The following is a 17,057-nucleotide window of genomic DNA, read 5'->3' on the forward strand; positions in this document are numbered from 1 at the left end:
GTGTCAATGCCGTCGCGTCGTGCTCACTCGGCAGATCGGACAGGTCGCCCGACGGCACGGGAAATTTGCGCACTTGAATTCCGATCATGTCATGCGATGTAGTGGACCGGCAGACCGGCATGAGTCCGGAACGAACAGAGGAGCGGTGACGTGCGGTACGCCGACGGCCCGACAATCGAGTGTGACCTGCATCTGGCGGCCGACCCCGCCAGGGTGTGGGACCTGGTGACGGACATCGAACTGCCCACGCGGTTCAGCCCGGAGTTGTGGCGCGTGCGGTGGCTGGACGACTGCGACAGGCCGACGCTGGGTGCCCGGTTCGAAGGCCACAACCACCACCCCCTGCTGGGCGAGTGGCAGACCGTCTCGCACGTGGTGCGCCTCGACGCGCCGCGTGTGTTCGGCTGGGCGGTGGTCGACGTGGCCGGCCGGTTCGGCGGTGGCCCAGCCGACCCGGATCGTCCGGGTGCGGCCTGGCAGTTCCGGCTCGTCGAGGAGGCGGGTGGATGTCGACTGACCCACTCGGTCCGCATCGGGCCGGGCCGCACCGGCCTGAGCCTCATCATCGACCGCGCACCCGAGCAGGAGGAGGTCATCATCGAACGCCGCATGGCCGCCCTACGGGAGGCCATGATCACCACCCTGCAGGGCATCAAGACCCTCGCCGAGACACCCACCGACGACGGGTCGCTGACGACGAGGGGGAGCTGACGACGGTCAGGCCACCCGGGGCACGTCGGCGACCGGGGTGCTGTGCGGCACCTCCAGGTCGAACAGCTGACGCAGCGCCGCTGTGTAACGCTCGCCGTCCGGCTCGCCGGCGAGCTGACGGACGCGTACCGACGGGGAATGCAGCAGTTGCTGGACCACCCGGTTGACAGTGCGGGCCACCTCGGCCCGCTGTGCCTCGCTGAGGTCAGGTCGGCGCTGGGCCAGCCGGTGCAGCTCCGCGCTGACCGTCCGGTCGGCCCGGCGGCGCAACGCGGCCACGGTCAGCCCGGCGTCCGCCCCGCGGAGCCGGCCGGCCAGCGCGTCGCGCTCGGCGGCCACGATCCGCTCGGCCGCATCCTGGTCCCGGCGCTCGACACCGTCGCGCGCCACCGCGCCGAGCCCGCCGATGTCGACGACCACCACGCCGTCGAGCCGGGCGACCGCCGGGTCCACGTCCCGGGGCATCGCCAGGTCCAACACGAACAGGGGCAGGTCCGGGCGGCGGGTCAGCCGTCGACGTAGCGCCGGCGCGACCAGCTCAGCAGTGAGCACCGGGTCCGGTGCGGTCGTCGCGGTCACCACGACGTCGGCGGCGGCGAGAGCCGGCACCAGGTCCGCCGCGGGCACGGGCCGCACGCCGTACGCCGAGACGAGCCGGCGGATGCCGTCGGCGCCGCGGCCGACGACCGCGATCGGTCCGGCGCCGGCGCGGGTCAGCGCGGCGACGGCGAGCCCGCCCATCGCCCCGGCACCGACCACCAGGGCGGGCCGGCCGGCGAGGCCACCGGGCAGGTGTCCCGCCGCCACGTCGAGGGCGGCGGTCACCGTGCTGGCGCCACAGCGCCCGATGTCGGTCTCGGCCCGGACCCGTCGGCCGACCCGCAGCGCGTGCTGCACCACCTCGTGGGTCAGCCGGCCGGCACCCCCGTGCGAGACCGCGGCCCGGTACGCGGCCCGCACCTGCCCGAGGATCTGCGCCTCGCCGACCACCACGGAGTCCAGGCCGGCGGCGACGGTGAAGGTGTGCGCTACGGCGGCGTCGTCGTAATGCGCGTACAGGTGCCGGGCCAGCACGTCGGTCGACGCGTCGGCGTGCGTGGCGAGCGTCGCGCCGACGTCGCGCAGCCCGGCGTGGAAGCCGCTGACCGCCGCCCACACCTCCAACCGGTTGCAGGTGGACAGCACCACCGCCTCCTCGACCGCCGGCCGGTCGAGCAGCGCGCGCAGCAGCCCTGGCAGCTCGGCGGATCCGACCGCGAGCCGTTCCAACACGTCGACCGGAGTGGTCCGGTGCGAGGCGCCAACGACGAGCAGGTTAATGGTGCACCTCCACGGAAGCGGCCGGTCCCGGCCACCGGCGGACCCACGACGAGCGGGCCGACCGGTGACCGGGACCGGCGGACGGTCAACGGGCGACCGGTAGCGCCACAGCGGCGGGCGGCGGTGCGGGTGTCAGGTTCTCCGCGGGCCGGTTGCGCTGCACCAGCCACCTGCCCCACCAGAACAGCCCACGGGCGAGGCATACCAGGGTCACGGCGAAGAACAGCGTGTAGACCACGTTGAACACCATCAGCAGGCCGTAGACCATGCCCACGCTGGCGCCGAACATGAACTGCATCCGCGGTGCCGCCGGGGTCGTGCCCGGGTCGGTGATCATGTAGTTGGTGAACAGGACGAAGGCCACCCCGGTCATCGGGACCAGCGCGGCGACCAGCGACACGTCCCAGATGAAGTGCCGGAGCACCGCCTGGATCACGAACGCGCCCAGCCAGCCGACGATCAGCGGCACCTTCTTGGTCAGCATGGCGTTGAGCACCGTGCCCGCCGTCACGATGACCACCGGGATCAGAATGCTGATCACCCCGGGCACGTTCTCCGTGAAGTGGTACGGCGGGGCGATGTTGACCCAGGAGAACACCAGCAGCGTGATGGTGATGCCGAAGTTGGACGGGTTCATGAAGTGCCGCATCCGGCCCTTGATCGGCGCTTGGAGCACCGCCTTCTGACCGACCGCCACGACCACCGCGAACGCGATGGGCCAGAAGTTGTCGTTGGCGTACAGCAGCATGTTCGCGGCCAGCGCGGTGATGTGCGCCGGCAGCAGGAAGGTGTACATCCCCCACGCGCCGTTACCGCTGAAGGCCGCCGGCCGTTTCAGCGCCCGCGCCGAGACCATCTCAACGATGATCTCGGTGCCGTATCCGAAGGCCAGGGCCAGGATCGGCCACAGCCAGGGCTGCTCGAAACCGAGCACCGTGTAGCCCAGGATGTTGAAGACCGTCATCGACATGGCGAAGTTGCGCAGCGCCAGGTAGCGCGGGTCCTTGCTGTCCACCCGTGGTACGGCGGGCCGGTCCGTTGCGGGCGTCGGCTGCGGTGCCGTCGCAGACGGCGTGACCGGGGTGGCGAGAGACAGGTCCCTGGTCGCCTCGGGTTGCTTGACGTCCGTCATCGCTTGGTCAACTCCTCGGCTCGACTGGTCAGCAGGAAGTCGTGCCACCCGGCGGTCAGGTCGAGCGTCTGCCGGTGGGTGGCACCGGTGAGGTCGCGCCAGAACAGCTCGGCCCTGACCGGCCGGTCCCCGGCGGCGCCGAGGCCGAAGAACACGTCGAAGCTGCGCTTGCCGGAGTGGCCCCCGCCCCCGTCGAGCTGAGCGAGTTGGGTGCGTCCGTCAGCGGTGGTGACCCGCACCTGCGCGCCGTACGCCGGTGAGGCACCGTCGCCGGACAGCGTCGGCCGGGTCAGCCGCAGCCCCAGGAAGTTGCCGTTCCCGGGCTTGTCGTTGCGGTAGTACGCCGGCGGACCCCACTGGCGGGCCACGGCGAAGTCCTGGCCCCCGTCGCCGTTGGTGTCGGCCACCGCCACACCCCGGGTGGGAATGGGTAGGGCCAGACCGAGTTCTTTGCTGATGTTGGCGTACCGGCCGTTGTCCTCGCGTACCCAGAAGGCGAGCTCGTTGTCGCCGGCGAGGTCGTCACCAGGTTCGGCCTTGGGCCACATGTCCGGGTCGGAGAGCAGCAGGTCGTTGCTGATCGCCAACTCCTGCAACCAGTTGAACCGGTTGATGGTGCCCTTCACGAAGCCGGTGGCCTGCACGACCGCCAACCGTCCGCTGTTGTCGAAGTCGGCCATCTTGGCATCCCAACCCCAGCCGACCCAGGCCATGTTCTTGGCGGCGGCCTGGTTGCGGTACGGCGCCTCGCCCCTGCTCAGCTTCGCCCGGGCCTGCTCCGGCGTCGAGGCCGTGTTCTGCCAGAGGAAGTTGCTCTCCTCCAGACCCCAGGACTCGGTGATGTTGCTGACGAACGCGTCGAACCGTCCACGCCCCTCCAGGTCGGCGAAGTCGATGGACATGCCCTTGAACGAGTCGTGTCCGAGCACGAGTGACTTCGGGGTGATCGGGTCGCGCTGCCCCTCCACCAGTTCGAATCGGATCTGGCCCGGCCTGGACCGGTTGTGGAAGAGCCGGTCCTGTCCGAAGTCGTTGGCCAGGTACAGCTCCGGCAGCAGATCGCCGTCCAGGTCCGCGGAGCTGGCGCCGAGGGTCCAGCCGGTGAAGAACTCCGGATCGCCGCCCACCTGCCTCTCGTAGCTCACCGAGGGTGACTCACCGGTGGTGGCGCCGGTCCACCGCAGGATGTGCGCGCCACCGGCGTTGTGCGCGTGCGACATCGAGTGGTTCATCTGCACGTGCGGCAGGCCCTGCGGGTCGAGGACCTGGCTGTCCGGGAAGTAGTTGAAGATCCCGATGTCCGGGCGGCCGTCACCGTCGAAGTCGGCCACCGCGACAGCGTTGGTGTTCCACAGCGGACCGCGGTAGAGGGAGCCGATGGTCTGCTGCGGGATCAGCTCGACCGGGTGGTACGCCGCGAGGCTCAGCGCCGTCACCTCGGGCCGCTGCAGGAACAGCACCGGCGTACGGCCCCAGTAGTAGACCAGCAGATCCATCCGGCCGTCGAGGTTGAAGTCGCCGGGAGCGCAGCCCATCGGGGCGATCGCCGGCCCCATCGGCAGTGGGGCCGGATCCAGCACGAACGGCGCGTACGTGGCACCGCTGTCCGGCGCCGGGGTGACAATCGCCGCGTCGCTGCGGGTGTCGACAAGGCACAGGTCGTTCGCGCCGCCCCGGCCGTCCAGGTCGTTGAGCGCCACCCCGGCGCCGACCGACGAGATCCAGGACCGGATGTGCTCGTACCGTGGGTTCACCTGACGCACGGTGCGCTGCGGCAGGCCGGGCGGCAGCGCGATCGGTCGTTCGGTGAACGCGTACCGGGCGGCCAGCGCGCTGCGCTCCTCGGCGGAGGCCGAGGGCAGCCGGGCCACCGAGAACAGGCCGGCGACCAGCACCAGGACGAACACGGGTGGAATGAGTCGGCGCAGGATGCCTACGGATTGCGGTGGCAAGTGTCCCCCTCGGGTAGACGGCGCCGGGACATACGGGTCGGCCGGCAGCGGGCGGTGCGGTCGGACGCGGCGTCTCGGTACGAACCATCGCCATGCTTTCGTCCGGTGCGGCGCGGTGTCTTCTCAGGAATTGCTCTCAAAGCGGTTACCGGCGAAGCGCGCACGGATGAAGAAATCTTTTTCGAAAGCGGTGAGCGCCACTGCTCACGGCGGTTGTGACTCGGAAGGAAAGTGCCCGGAAATAGTCGTCGACCGCGCCGTCCCCACCCGGCGGACCGGGTGGGGACGGCGGCGTACCACTATTTAGTCGGGCAGGCCGACGCGCATGTGCAGGCCGCCGCGCACCCGCAGTGACAGCATCGGCTCAGGCACCACCGGACGACCCGCCGGACGGGTCAGGCGCAGATCCCGCACCAGCAACGCGGTGGCGAAGGTGGCCTCCATCAGACCCAGGTGATTGCCCACGCAGAACCGAGGCCCCGCGCCGAACGGGATGTACGCGTACCGGGGTCGGTCGACGGAGCGGGCCGGGTCGAATCGCTCCGGGTCGAATCGCTCCGGGTCAGCCCAGAACCGCGGGTGCCGGTGCAGGGTGTACGTGCAGATGAGCACGTCCGCGCCGGCGGGGACGTGGTAGCCGCCCACCTCGTCCTCGGCCAGGGCCTTGCGCGGCAGCAGCCACACCGGCGGGTAGAGGCGCATGACCTCCTCCAGCACCATCGTGGTGTAGCGCAGCCGGCTCAGGTCGTCCATGGTGGGCAGCCGGTCACCGAGCACCGAGACCACCTCGGCGTGCAGCCGCTCGCGCACCTCGGGGTGCCGGTCGAGCAGGTACAGGGTCCAGCTCAGTGTGCTGGCGGTCGTCTCGTGGCCGGCGAGCAGCAGGGTGACCAGTTCGTCGCGGAGCCGGGCGCGCCCGACGCGCGGATCCCGCTCCCGGCCGGCGGAGGCGATCAGCCGGGACAGCACGTCCGTCCGATCGTCGTCGGCACTGCCGCGCTCAGCCACCAACTGGTCGACGATCCCCTCCAGCCGCCGCCGGGACTGCCGGAACCGCAGCTGCCGGGGCAGCGGGAGCACCGGCGGCACCGCGCTCAACGTCGCCAGTTCGAACATCGCCTGGTCCTGCACGGCGGCGAAGTCACCACCGATGGTCGGGAACCGGCCCAGGTCGGTGTCGAGCAGAGTACGGCCCAACACCCCCAGCGTCAGCGAGGTCATCTCATCCGACATGTCGACGACGTCGCCGGCCCGGCGGCGGAGGCGCTCGACCAGGGCCGCAGCCTCCTCCGCCACCTGACCGGCCTGGGCGGCGATCCGCCGGCTCTGGAACGCCGGCTGAATCACCTTGCGCTGCTTGCGCCACAGCTCGCCTTCACTGGTGAGCAACCCGTCGCCGAGCGCCCGCCGGGCGTGCACCAACCCGATGCCCTTGTGGTAGTTGGCGGCGTTGTCGGCCAGCACGTGCTTGGCGTGGTCCGGGTGGTTGAAGAAGTACAGGCTCTTCGGGCCGACGGGCAGGCGCGCCGCGTCGCCGTACCGTTGGGCAGCCGAGGTCATCATTCCCAGCCGGTCGCGATTCATCACCATCAGCATGCGTAGCGCCGCGAGGCGCGGCGGACCGGGCGGCGTCCGGCGGGCCCGCGTCGCGATGCTCACGTCGTCGCCCCGCTACGCTCACGCTCCAACTGGCGGAACTGACCGTCGACGAAGACCAGCGCGTCGTCGGCGTTCCGGTCCAGCGCCACCAGCCGGCCGATGAAGATGCTGTGGTCCCCGCCGTCGTACGCCTGCCACAACTCGCACTCGAAGTGCGCGATCGCGCCGACCAGCAGCGGCGAGCCGGTCCGGCTGCCAGCCCGCCACTCGGCGAACTCGAACTGCTCCCGGCCCAGCGGCCGGCGCCGGTCGGCGAAGTAGCGGGCCACCGGCTCCTGCGGCGCGGCGAGCACCGAAACCCCGAACTGCCCGGCATCGGTCAGTGCGCCGTGCATCATCGCGTCCCGGCCGACACAGACCAGGGCCAGCGGCGGATCCAGGGAGACAGCGGTGAATGAGTTGGCCGTCATGCCGTGCGGGGTCGGGCCGCCTACGGTGACCACCGTGACGCCGGTGGCGAAGGCGGCAAGTGCCCAGCGGAGTGTCTTCGAGTCGGTCACCAGGCCGGTGGGTTGGGGATGAGCAGTCACAGTGACTCCTGAGGTCGCCGGTCAGGCCCGTACGCCCACGGCGTACGGCTTGAGCGCGGCCTCCAACGCCTCGGGCACCCGGGTGGGGACGGTGCGGGTATTGGGGCCGCGCATGCACGCCACGCGCTGCGAGCCGCGGGCGACGAGGAGTTCGCCGCCGTCGGCGTCCAGCCGGACGTAGTCGAAACCGAACTCGATCTGGGTCTGCGCCAGCTCACGCAGGTGCATCCGGACGGACAGCTCGTCGAAGGCGGTGATCTCGGCGAAGAACTCGCAATCGACCCGCAGCGTGAACAGCTTGAGATCCGCCCGGAGGTCGGCCAGGACCGCCGGCGCCCGCTCCTTGAGGAACATCTCCCGGCACCGCCCCTGCCACCGCAGGTAGTTGACGTAGTAGACGTTGCCGACGAGGTTGGTCTCCTCGAACCCGACCGTGTGCCGGTACTCGAACCAGCGCTCCACCGTCGTCACCTCCCCTCGGTGAGGATCGCGAACACCACCGGCTCGTCGACGCCGCGTACCGCGGTGACGAAGGCCGCTACCCGCAGCTCGCCGGCCCCGAACACCGTCCAGCCGGGACGCGGCGAGGGCAGCAGGGTCAGCGGTCCGCCGGGCTGGCCGCCGGACTTCTGCACACACTCCAGCGCCGTCCAGACCCGCGTCGCGGCCGTGTCGGCGTCCTCACCGGTGTCCGCGGCAATGAGCCGGGCCAGGTCGGCGTGCTCGCCGAGCAGGCCGTCCCACACCGCGTCGTCCCGGTGGAGCACCGTTTCGACGTCGCAACCGAGGGCGCCGGTCGCGGTCACCGCCAGGGTCAGCCCCGCGCCGTGCGCCACCGACAGCGTCCGCCCGCCCGCAATCTCCGGGCGGCCGTCCGGGCGGTAGGTCACCTCGACCGGCTCGCCAGCCGAATGCCGCGCCGCGATCCGCGACCGGGCCCGCCGCCGGGCCAGGTGCCCGCCCGGCTGGTCGATCGGCTCGGTCGGGCCGTCCGGCTCGACCGCCACGGCCACCTGCGCGCCGAGGACGTCGCCCAACGCCCGCTCCAGATACGGCCCGAGTAACGGCGCCACCCAGGGGCCGCGACCGTCCTGCTTGCGCACGGCACGCAGTCGCAGGCCCTCCCAGCGCTCCACTACCTCGCCAGCGGTGGTCCGCAGGACGATGTCGTAGACGTAGGTGTCGCCGTCGCGGCTACGCTCCGTGGCGCAGTAGCGCAGCTCACCCCGGCCGGTCAGCTTCTCCCCCGCCGGGTGGATCCGCTCCACCCCGGCCGGCAGCAGCGTGGCGTCCGGCACGCAGACCTGATTGCCGTGCATCAGCGCATCCCGCACACCGGGGTCACCGAGCAGCAGGCGGTCTGGCACGAATCGGGCGAACCAGTCGACGTCGTCGAGTGCCTCCACCTCGACGTCGACGTGGCGGGCGGCGGCCCGCCGGTAGCGGCGCAGCCGCTGGAACCGGTCACCCTGGAACAGCACGTCGCCGTACAGATCGTCGGCCGGTGACATCGACACCGGGGCGATCTCGTCGCAGACCTGGTCAGGCGGGCCGTCGGGGGCCACCGTGTCAGTGAAGCGCATCGTCGCGGTGAAGTGATCGGCGGCGAAGCCCGTCTCCTCGCTGCGGATGGCGACCTGGACGGTGTCGTCGTCGGTCACCGTCGCGGCCACCCGGATTCGGCTGCGGCCGTACGGCGGGACGATGATCGGCCGGAGGAACTCGGCCCGCTCGATGACCGGCACCCGTCCGTCGCCGGTGACCGCACCGGCCACCTGGGCCATCGCCTCCATGCCGAACACCGCCGGGAAGAGCAGGTTGCCGTCGAGGAGGTGGTCGGCCAGGTAGAGGTCGGTACCGACGTTGAGGTCGACCTCGGTGACCAGCTCCACGCGGTGGTAGCGGATCAACGGCCGCTCCACGAACCGCAGCAGCGGCAGCTCCGGCAGGTCGTACCGGACCGTGTCGATGCCCTCGGTACGGCCGCTGATCACCACCGTGCCGGGCGCGTCCGGGTCGGCCAGCAGCCGGCGCAGGATCGCGATGCCCTGGTCCGGCGTGACCGGGGTGACCCCGTCGCGGGTGAGGGACTCGATCACGGAGAGCCGTTCGCCCATGCCGACACCCGACCAGACCGACCACTCGAGGCAGACAGCTCGGCATCCCGGGTGCCGTCGGCCGAACTCCTCGGTGGTCTCGGCCAGCCAGTCGTTGGCGGTGGCGTAGTGCGCCTCGCCGCGCAGCCCGGCGCGGCCGATGATGCTGCCCAGGGTCACCAGCAGCTTGAGCCGGTCCGGGTCGACCGCCTCCAGGGTGGCCCGCAGGCCGTCGATCTTCGGCGCGAGCGTGCTCCGGAAGTCCGCCAGGTCCAGCCTGGCCAGCGAGGCGGGCTCGTTACGGCCGGCACCGTGCAGGACAGCGTTGACCGTGCCGAGCTGCGCGGTGAGGTCGGCGACGGCATGACGTACCTGCTCGGCGTCGGTGATGTCGGCGCGGGCGTAGCGGACCGTCACCCCGGCCTCGGCGATCCGGGCCAGGTTGGCCGCCAGCTCGGTGTCGGCCGCCGGGTCGGAACGGCCGAGCAGGGCCAGGCTCGCCCCGCTGTCGGTGGCCATGGCGAGCGCGCACTCGGCGGTGATGCCCTTACCGCCGCCGGTGACCAGCAGCACGTCGTCCGCGCCGAGCGCGGGACGGGGCCGGGCGGCACGCACCGGCATGGCGCGCAGCGTCGGCACCCGGCGTACGCCGGAGGTGTCGTAGTGCACCTCGCGGTAGTCGACGGTGCCCGCCACCTCGGTCACCACCCGGTCCACCACGGCCTCGTCGTCGGGTAGGTGGACGATGGTGACCCGGGCGCGGGGTGCCTCCAGGCGGAGCGTCTTGGCCAGGCCGGCCGCGCCGCGACCGTGCTGGACCAGCACGTACCGCGTGCCAGGGTCGCCGCCAAGTACCTCCCGGGCCCCGGTCAGCGCCAGGTCGAGCGCCTCCTCCGGGCAGGGGTCGGGCAGGCAGACCAGCACCCCGTCGCCGAGGTTCGCCCGCTGCAGGGCGGTGGCCAACCGGTCGGCCCAGGGGTGTCCGGGTGCGGCGTGCACCCGCCACCGGCCGGTCTCCTCGGGAGCCACCCGCGCGGGCGCGAGCAGCTCGTCCAGGTCCACCCGCCAGGGCCGGGCCCAGGCAGCGGCTCCGGCCACCAACGGCTCGGTCACCGACCCGGCCTGCCCAGCCGTACCGGACAACTCATCCAACGCCTCGGCCAGCTCGCGGACGGTGGCCGTGGCGAAGTTGGTGGGCAGCGACGCGGCCGGCACACCCATCCGCTGGGCGAGGTCGTTGACCACCTGGCCGACGGTGATCGAGCTGAGGTGCAGGTCGTCCAGGAGGTGGCTGTCCGACTGCACCGTCTCCAGCGGCAGCTCCGCCCGCGAGGCGGCCAACTGGCGCAACTGTTCCTCGGTGGACTCGCCGAGCAGGTCCGCGACCGTCGGCTCGGCGGACCGGGCGGCCGGCGTGAGCGCCGCCGCGGCGGTGGCCTCCGGCAGCCGTAGCGGCGGCGCCTGCTCACACGGGTTGGCCAAGAAGGAGAACCGCTGGCCGATCTGGAGCGGCCGGATCAGCCGGCCGTGGAACAGCCCGCTGTCCACCGGTGCCGCACCGACCACGTACGCCGCGCCGACCACCTTGAGGAGACTGGCGATCGACTCCTCGTCGGTGTCCAGGGCGACCGCTGGCACGTCGGTGGTCCGGGACGCCAGCCCGGTCAGCACCCGGCCCGGCCCGACCTCGACGAACAGGTCGACGTCCTTCGCGGCGACGGTGACCGCCAGGGTGAACAGCACCGGGTCGGTGATCTGGCGACACAGCAGGGCGGGCACGTCGGTGTCGGCCGGCAGCACGTCGCCGGTGACCGTGGAGACCAGCCGCCGGTCCAGCGGCCGGAACGGCTCATCGGCCAGCGCCGCGCCGAACGCCAGGGCGGCCGGGGCCACCAGCGGCGAGTGGAACGCGTGCGAGACGGACAGGACGGTGGCGTTCAGCCCCGCGTCCGACGCTTTCCGGCACGCAGCCTTGACGGCATCCTCCGTACCGGCGATCACGGTGTGGTCAGGGCTGTTGTAGCCCGCGATCACCACCGGCAGGTCGGCGATCAGCGGGTCGACGGCCTCCGGCGCGGCACCGAGGCTGGCCATCGTGCCGGACGCGCTGTGCCGGGCCATGGTCTGGCCCCGCACGGCGGCGATACGCAGCAGGCCCGCCTCGTCGATCGCGCCGGCCCAGTGCAGCGCGGCGATCTCGCCCAGGCTGTGACCGACCGCCACGGCTGCCTCGATGCCGAGCGTGGTCAACGCCCGCAGGCCCGCGGCGGAGCCGGTGACGATGCGCGGCTGGGCCACCTCGGTGGCCACCACGTCGCCGCCGGTGGGCAGGTTCGCCCGCTGGTACACCTCCTCCGCCTCGGCGAACCGGCGACGCAGCGCGCCGCCGCTGACGCCCCGTCCGGAGCCCTGGCCGGGAAAGAGGAAACCGATCCGTCCCGGCCCGCTGACGTGGCCGACCAGGCAGCGGCCGTCGGCGGAGAACATCCGGGTCTCCCCGGCCTCCACCGAGTCGCGTACCTTGCGCAGCCGCCGCTCGGCGTCCTCGGGCGAGGAGACGACCACTGCCGCCCGGAAAGGCTGCTCGCGCAGCTCACCGTGCAGGGTCGCGGCCAGGTCGGCGAGCTGGGCGTACGCCAGTGACGGCACGAACTCGATCAGCTGGTCCAGCCGCTGCACCAGATCCTTCGGGGTGGGCGCGTCAACCACCAGCAGCTCGGCGTCCTGCAGGCCGGTGGCCAGCGCGCGCGTACGGGTGTCCAGCGTCGACCTGCGCCGTGGACGGGAGTTGTCCAGGACGATGTGGGTGTTGATGCCGCCGAAGCCCATCGCGGTGATCCCGGCGCGAACCGGTGTGTCCGCGGGCCAGGCCTCCGCCCGGCGCAGCGCCCGCAGCGCGGGGGTGCCCTCGCTGATCAGCGCGTGCGGGTCCACGCAGCCGATGGCGGGCGGCAGCACCTCCTGGTGCACCGCCATCGCCGCCTTGATCAGGCCGGCCACTCCGGCGGCTGCCTTGGTATGACCGATCATTCCCTTCACCGAACCGATCGCGGCCGGCGGCACCGACGGGTCCGCCTCGGTGCGGGCGAGCGACAGCGCCTCCAACTCGGTCGCGTCGCCGACCTTGGTGCCGGTGCCGTGGCCCTCGAACAGCCCGACGGTCTCGATGCCGAAGCCCGTGCGCTCGTACGCGCGGCGCAGCGCCAGCTGGTATCCGTTGATCTCGGGCCGGGTGATGCCGCCCTTGCCATCGGAGGAGATGCCCCAGCCGGCGATCGAGGCGTAGATGCGGTGTCCCCCGGCGCGGGCCTCGTCCTCCCGCATCAGCACCACCATGCCGCAACCCTCGCCCGGCCAGAAGCCGTTGGAGGAGCGGTCGTAGACCCGCATCTCGCCGGTGGCCAGCGCACCGGTCTTGGCGAAGCCGATGATCTCGAACGGGTCGATGGAGAGGTCGACACCGCCAGCGACCGCGACGTCCACATCGCCGTCGATCAGCGTCTTGCAGGCGGTGGCCACCGACAGCAGCGACGAGGAGCAGGCACCGTCGACGGTGTATCCACCACCGTTGAAGTCGAAGTGGTTGCAGATCCGCCCGGCGATGGTGTTCGACAGGGCGCCGGCCAGGGTGTCCTCGTCGACCTCCGGGAACGGACTCTTGAAGGTGGCCTCGAAGCCGTCCAGGAAGGTGGCGAGCTGGTCGTCGTCCCAGTCCTGCTCCTTGAGCGCCGCGCCGACCATCCGCCGCACGTACGGCCAGCGGAGGCGGAGCTGATTCGCGCGGGAGAACTCACCGGTGAGGCTGTTGCCGATGACCACGCCGGTCCGCTCCCGGGGCAGCCCTTCGGCCATCGGGAAGCCGGCGTCGGCGAGCGCGGCGGCCGCGACGTCCAGCGCCAACCAGTGGGTGAGGTCGGTGGAGCGGAAGGTGCTGCCGGCAATCTTGTAGGCCACCCGGTCGAACTCGTACCCCTCGATGACCGCCGCGTTACGCGAGTAGAACCGGTCCGGGGTCTTCGGATCGGCGTCCCAGTAGTCGTCCAGCTTCAACCGCACGTCGGGCAGCCGCCGGAAGGCCCGCCGGCCAGCCAGCGCGTTCTCCCACAACTCCCGCGGTGACGTGGCGTCGGGATAGCGGCACGCCATGCCCACCACAGCGATTCTTGTCATACTGACTACGCCCTTCCTCAAACGCCCCGCGCAGCACGGAACAATTCGCGCACGGTCTTCGGTGAATGAAGCAAATCAATTTTTCCGAACCGGCACGAGCACGTTCCTGATTCGCTGCCGCCACACTTCATACGCCGGGAGGCCGTTTGCCGGGGCCACCCCGATCCGGGTGTCGTCGGTGACCGCCGACGCGTCCTGCGTGGACAACCCGCACAGCACCCGGGTGGCCACCCCGTTGTGCGGCACCGTCAGGCCGGCGCGCACCCGGGCCCCGGCCGCGAAGGCCGACCCCTGGGCCAGTTCGCCCCGGTACGGCCCGGACAGCTCGCGCAGCCGCTCCAGCCCCGCCTCGTCAGCGCCGCCGGCGTAGGTGGCGGCCAGCCCGGCACCGGCCCACAGGTCCGCCCGACGCCGCTCCGGAAACCCGGCGAACAGGCGGGCCAGCCGGTCCGGATCGGCCCCGACCACGAACCAGGAGGCCCGGCCGACGCCCTGGTCTATCGCACGCACCGCGTACCCGCCCGAGTCGTCGCCGGGCCAGGGGAAGCTCTCCTCGCGGTAGCGCTGCTCGATGTAGCTTCCGGTGCGGAAGTACGCCTGGTGGAAGCCGTAGCCGTCCAGCACCAACCAGCGCAGCAGTGGGTCCGGCGCGTACAGCCCGGACCAGAGGAACCGGGGCAGCCGGGCCATCGCCCAGCCCACCCCGACGTACGCCATGTAGACGTGCGGGTCACCGGGGCCGGCGAGGAACTCGGCCACCCGCCCGCCCCGCCCGGGCAGCGCGTCGCGGATGGCCAGGCCCATGGCCGCGCCTTCGTAGGCGAAGCCGCGCCAGGTGGGCGCCAACCGCTCCAGCGGCGCGACGACGTCGACCACGACGCGGGCCTCCGCGGCCTCACCCAAGCCGGTGAGGAAGGACTCGCCGACGGTCTCCAGGCGCTCGCGCGTCGCCTCGTCCTTGACGTGGAAGCCCCGGACGTCACACTTCGTCTGCGAGATGTCAGGGGTCAGGACACGCCGTCGCAGCCTTCGCCAAGCTCTCATCAGGCACCCCCAGGGCAATAGATATGTCGCCAATATTTGCAGCCCGGGCGCGAACATTCTTCTTCATTGTTGCGACGCTTTGCACCGACCCCGGGCAGGCAGGGGCCGCGCCCGGAAAATGGGCGTAAAAACGGGTAGCGGGAATCGCTACGACACACGCGTCGTGGGCACCGGGAAATGAGCGCGGATGCGGCGGCGCCACACTTCGTAGTCCGGTTCGGCGTCGTCGGCGAAGCTGTCCACCGCGACGTCGTCGGCCAGGGCGGCGGCGGCCTCGACCGACATGCCGGCCAGTGCCGTCAGCGCGACCTCGGTGTGCGCCGGCTGGAAACCGGAGAAGTGCCGGGCCTTCGCCGCGAAGACAGCGCCCTGCGCCAGGTGCGCGTGGTCCTCTCCGGCGGCGTCCACCAGCGAGCGCAGGCTGCCGAGGTCGGCGCCGCCGGCGAACGTGGCCGCCAGGCCGACGCCGCTCCACAGGTCCGCCTGCCGGGCCGGCGCGAACCGCCGGACCGCCGCAGCGACGTCCGCCGCGCCGGCCCCGTGTATGAACCAGAGCGCCCGGCCGATGCCCTGGTCGACGGCGCGCGGGAAGTAGTCCGCCCGCCCCTGCCAGGGGTACGCGGGCAGCAACTCCTGCCGGGTCACCCACCGCTCGGTCTCGAAGTACGCCCGGTCGAAGCCGTACCCGTCGACGGCCAGCCAGCTCATCGTCGGGTAGTAGGGGGTGCCGGCCAGATCCGGCAGCACACCCTTCCACAACGGGCGCGGCAGGCGGGCCATGGCGAACCCGATGCCGATATAGGTCAGGAAGGTGTGCGGCCGGCCCGGACCGGCGAGCAGCTCCCGGGCTCGGTGACGGCGTGGCCCCGGCATCGCGTCGATGACGGTGAGCGCCATCGCCGCACCCTCGTACGCGAAGCCGCGCATCTCCGGTTCGACCAGTTCCAGACGACGTTCCAGCTCCCACTGGTCGCGCATGTCAATGCCCCACTCGAACCCGCAGATCACCGCTTGCGGAATCGCCTCGAGCCGGCGGGTCACCGGGCCGGGCGTCACGGGGAAGCCGCGGCGGGCGAAGGTCGTCTCCGCCAGCGACGGCGTCAGGACCAGCCGCCGTATCGAACCCAGGGTCGTCGGCATCGTCGTCCTCCTCACGGCCCGGCGACGTGCCGCGGCCGGCGTACCCATCGTCGTACGCCGGCCGCACCGCGCGCGCCTTCGTTCATGCGCTCCCGGTCACCGTCAGCGCCGCCCCACCCGGATCCGCGGCCGGCGCAGCAGCACGACGGCCACGACCACGACGAGCAGCAGGTCCAGCACGAGGAGGCCGACGCTGAGCGGGTCGTCGGCACCGTGCTGGTGCCCACCGGGCCCGACCGAGGGGTCGTCGGCGGCCACCGACACGAGCGGCCCGCCAGCGGCCACGGTGAACCGGGTCGTGCCGTTCAGTTGCCGTCCGTCGGTCAACAGCACGTGGTAGGCGGCCAGATACGCCCCGGCGGCCTGAATGCGGACGGGCAGCACCAACCGCTGCTCCTCCAGCTTCGCCGGACCGGCTGCTATCGAACGGCTCTGACCGGCCGGCGCCACGGCCAGATGGAACTCCCTCGCCCGCACCGTGCCCTCGAAGGTGACCACCACCTGGTCCGGCGGACCGGCCACTGTCGCGCCGTCCGCCGGCGTCACCGCGACGACCCGGGCGGTCGGCTTGTCGGTGAGTGCGGCCAGCGCCACCACTCCGCAGACCACAGCGGCGACGAGGTACCCGAACCAGCGGGAAGCAGGCCCCGAACGCGCTGCTTCCGGCGCCGTCACGGCGTGCTGGGCGCCACGGCCAGCCGTGGGGCGCAGCTGCAGGTCATCAGCTCGGACTCGGCCCGGTTCGGCCGTAGGTGCAGGATGATCGCGATCACCATCGGCAGGAACACCACCGTGTTGTAGAACAGGTGGAGCTCGACCCGGGGCAGGACCAGCTGCAACAAGCTGGTGGGAACCGAACGGCCGAAGAAGAACGTGCCGGTCTGAGCCTGCACGAAGAGCATCAGGTGTTCGATGTGGTGCCAGAACTGGATCCCGAAGGCGACCATCCACCACGTGCGCGATCGGCCCACGAACCCGCCGCGCAGCAGCCACAGGCCGACCAGCATCACCAGCGCGTACCCGTAGTGCAGCCATTCGGAGGTGACCAGCCAGGGGAAGGCCAGACCGAGCACTCCGCGCGACTCCGGCACGGACCAGCCCAGCGCCCAGATCTGGAACGCCTGCGTGAGGTGCTCGGCCCAGTGCGCCAGCACCACGACCATGAACAGGTTCAGCGCGGTACGGTGGTGGGCGCCGTTCCACCAGTTGGTCGGGCCAACCCTCCCGGTTCGCGCCGCATCAACACTCATCCTGGCCTCCTGTCAACGTAGCCGTCGCCGTCCGAGCCCTGCGGACGGCATCC

12 protein-coding genes are annotated in these 17,057 nt (G+C 71.7%); 1 reads left to right on the forward strand and 11 read right to left on the reverse strand.

Going from position 1 to position 17,057, the window contains the following annotated elements; genetic code table 11:
* Positions 1-150 precede the first annotated feature (150 nt).
* Positions 151-711 (forward strand): SRPBCC family protein, encoded by a 561-nt coding sequence (locus ACQP0U_RS21085; protein ID WP_433309688.1) that lies wholly within the window; start codon positions 151-153, stop codon positions 709-711.
* Positions 712-717: 6 nt separating this feature from the next.
* Here the strand turns inward: ACQP0U_RS21085 and ACQP0U_RS21090 are convergent, their stop codons facing one another.
* The 11 genes from ACQP0U_RS21090 to ACQP0U_RS21140 form a co-directional block, all read right to left on the reverse strand.
* Positions 718-2,031, reverse strand: coding sequence for a glutamyl-tRNA reductase (locus ACQP0U_RS21090; protein ID WP_433320989.1), 1,314 nt, complete (start codon positions 2,029-2,031; stop codon positions 718-720).
* Positions 2,032-2,116: 85 nt separating this feature from the next.
* Positions 2,117-3,163, reverse strand: coding sequence for an enediyne biosynthesis protein (locus tag ACQP0U_RS21095; protein ID WP_433309690.1), 1,047 nt, complete (start codon positions 3,161-3,163; stop codon positions 2,117-2,119).
* Positions 3,160-5,094 carry a CRTAC1 family protein gene (locus tag ACQP0U_RS21100; RefSeq protein WP_433320992.1) on the reverse strand — a complete coding sequence of 645 codons (1,935 nt, stop codon included), beginning with the start codon at positions 5,092-5,094 and terminating at the stop codon, positions 3,160-3,162. The genes ACQP0U_RS21095 and ACQP0U_RS21100 overlap by 4 nt, the downstream gene beginning before the upstream one ends.
* 324 nt (positions 5,095-5,418) lie before the next feature.
* Positions 5,419-6,711, reverse strand: coding sequence for a cytochrome P450 (locus tag ACQP0U_RS21105; RefSeq protein ID WP_433320995.1), 1,293 nt, complete (start codon positions 6,709-6,711; stop codon positions 5,419-5,421).
* Between the two features lie 59 nt (positions 6,712-6,770).
* Complete coding sequence (locus ACQP0U_RS21110; RefSeq protein ID WP_433309692.1) at positions 6,771-7,304, reverse strand: flavin reductase family protein; 534 nt, start codon at positions 7,302-7,304, stop codon at positions 6,771-6,773.
* A 21-nt stretch (positions 7,305-7,325) separates the two neighbouring features.
* A complete protein-coding gene (locus ACQP0U_RS21115; RefSeq protein ID WP_433309695.1) occupies positions 7,326-7,766 on the reverse strand; it encodes an acyl-CoA thioesterase in 441 nt (146 codons plus the stop codon).
* 5 nt (positions 7,767-7,771) lie between these two features.
* Positions 7,772-13,570, reverse strand: coding sequence for a type I polyketide synthase (locus tag ACQP0U_RS21120; RefSeq protein WP_433309698.1), 5,799 nt, complete (start codon positions 13,568-13,570; stop codon positions 7,772-7,774).
* Between the two features lie 75 nt (positions 13,571-13,645).
* Complete coding sequence (locus ACQP0U_RS21125) at positions 13,646-14,614, reverse strand: DUF1702 family protein (protein ID WP_433309701.1); 969 nt, start codon at positions 14,612-14,614, stop codon at positions 13,646-13,648.
* A 147-nt stretch (positions 14,615-14,761) separates the two neighbouring features.
* The gene (locus tag ACQP0U_RS21130; protein ID WP_433309704.1) at positions 14,762-15,754 is read right to left on the reverse strand and encodes a DUF1702 family protein; all 993 of its coding nucleotides are present in this window, start codon (positions 15,752-15,754) and stop codon (positions 14,762-14,764) included.
* Between the two features lie 102 nt (positions 15,755-15,856).
* Positions 15,857-16,429: a copper resistance CopC family protein gene (locus ACQP0U_RS21135; RefSeq protein WP_433309707.1), complete on the reverse strand. Its 573-nt coding sequence runs from the start codon at positions 16,427-16,429 to the stop codon at positions 15,857-15,859.
* On the reverse strand, positions 16,426-17,004 hold the full coding sequence (locus tag ACQP0U_RS21140; protein ID WP_433309710.1) for a hypothetical protein: 579 nt from the start codon (positions 17,002-17,004) through the stop codon (positions 16,426-16,428). The genes ACQP0U_RS21135 and ACQP0U_RS21140 overlap by 4 nt, the downstream gene beginning before the upstream one ends.
* Positions 17,005-17,057: the final 53 nt, after the last annotated feature.

This window comes from Micromonospora sp. CA-269861 (genome assembly GCF_050948505.1).
Classification (GTDB): Bacteria; Actinomycetota; Actinomycetes; order Mycobacteriales; family Micromonosporaceae; genus Micromonospora.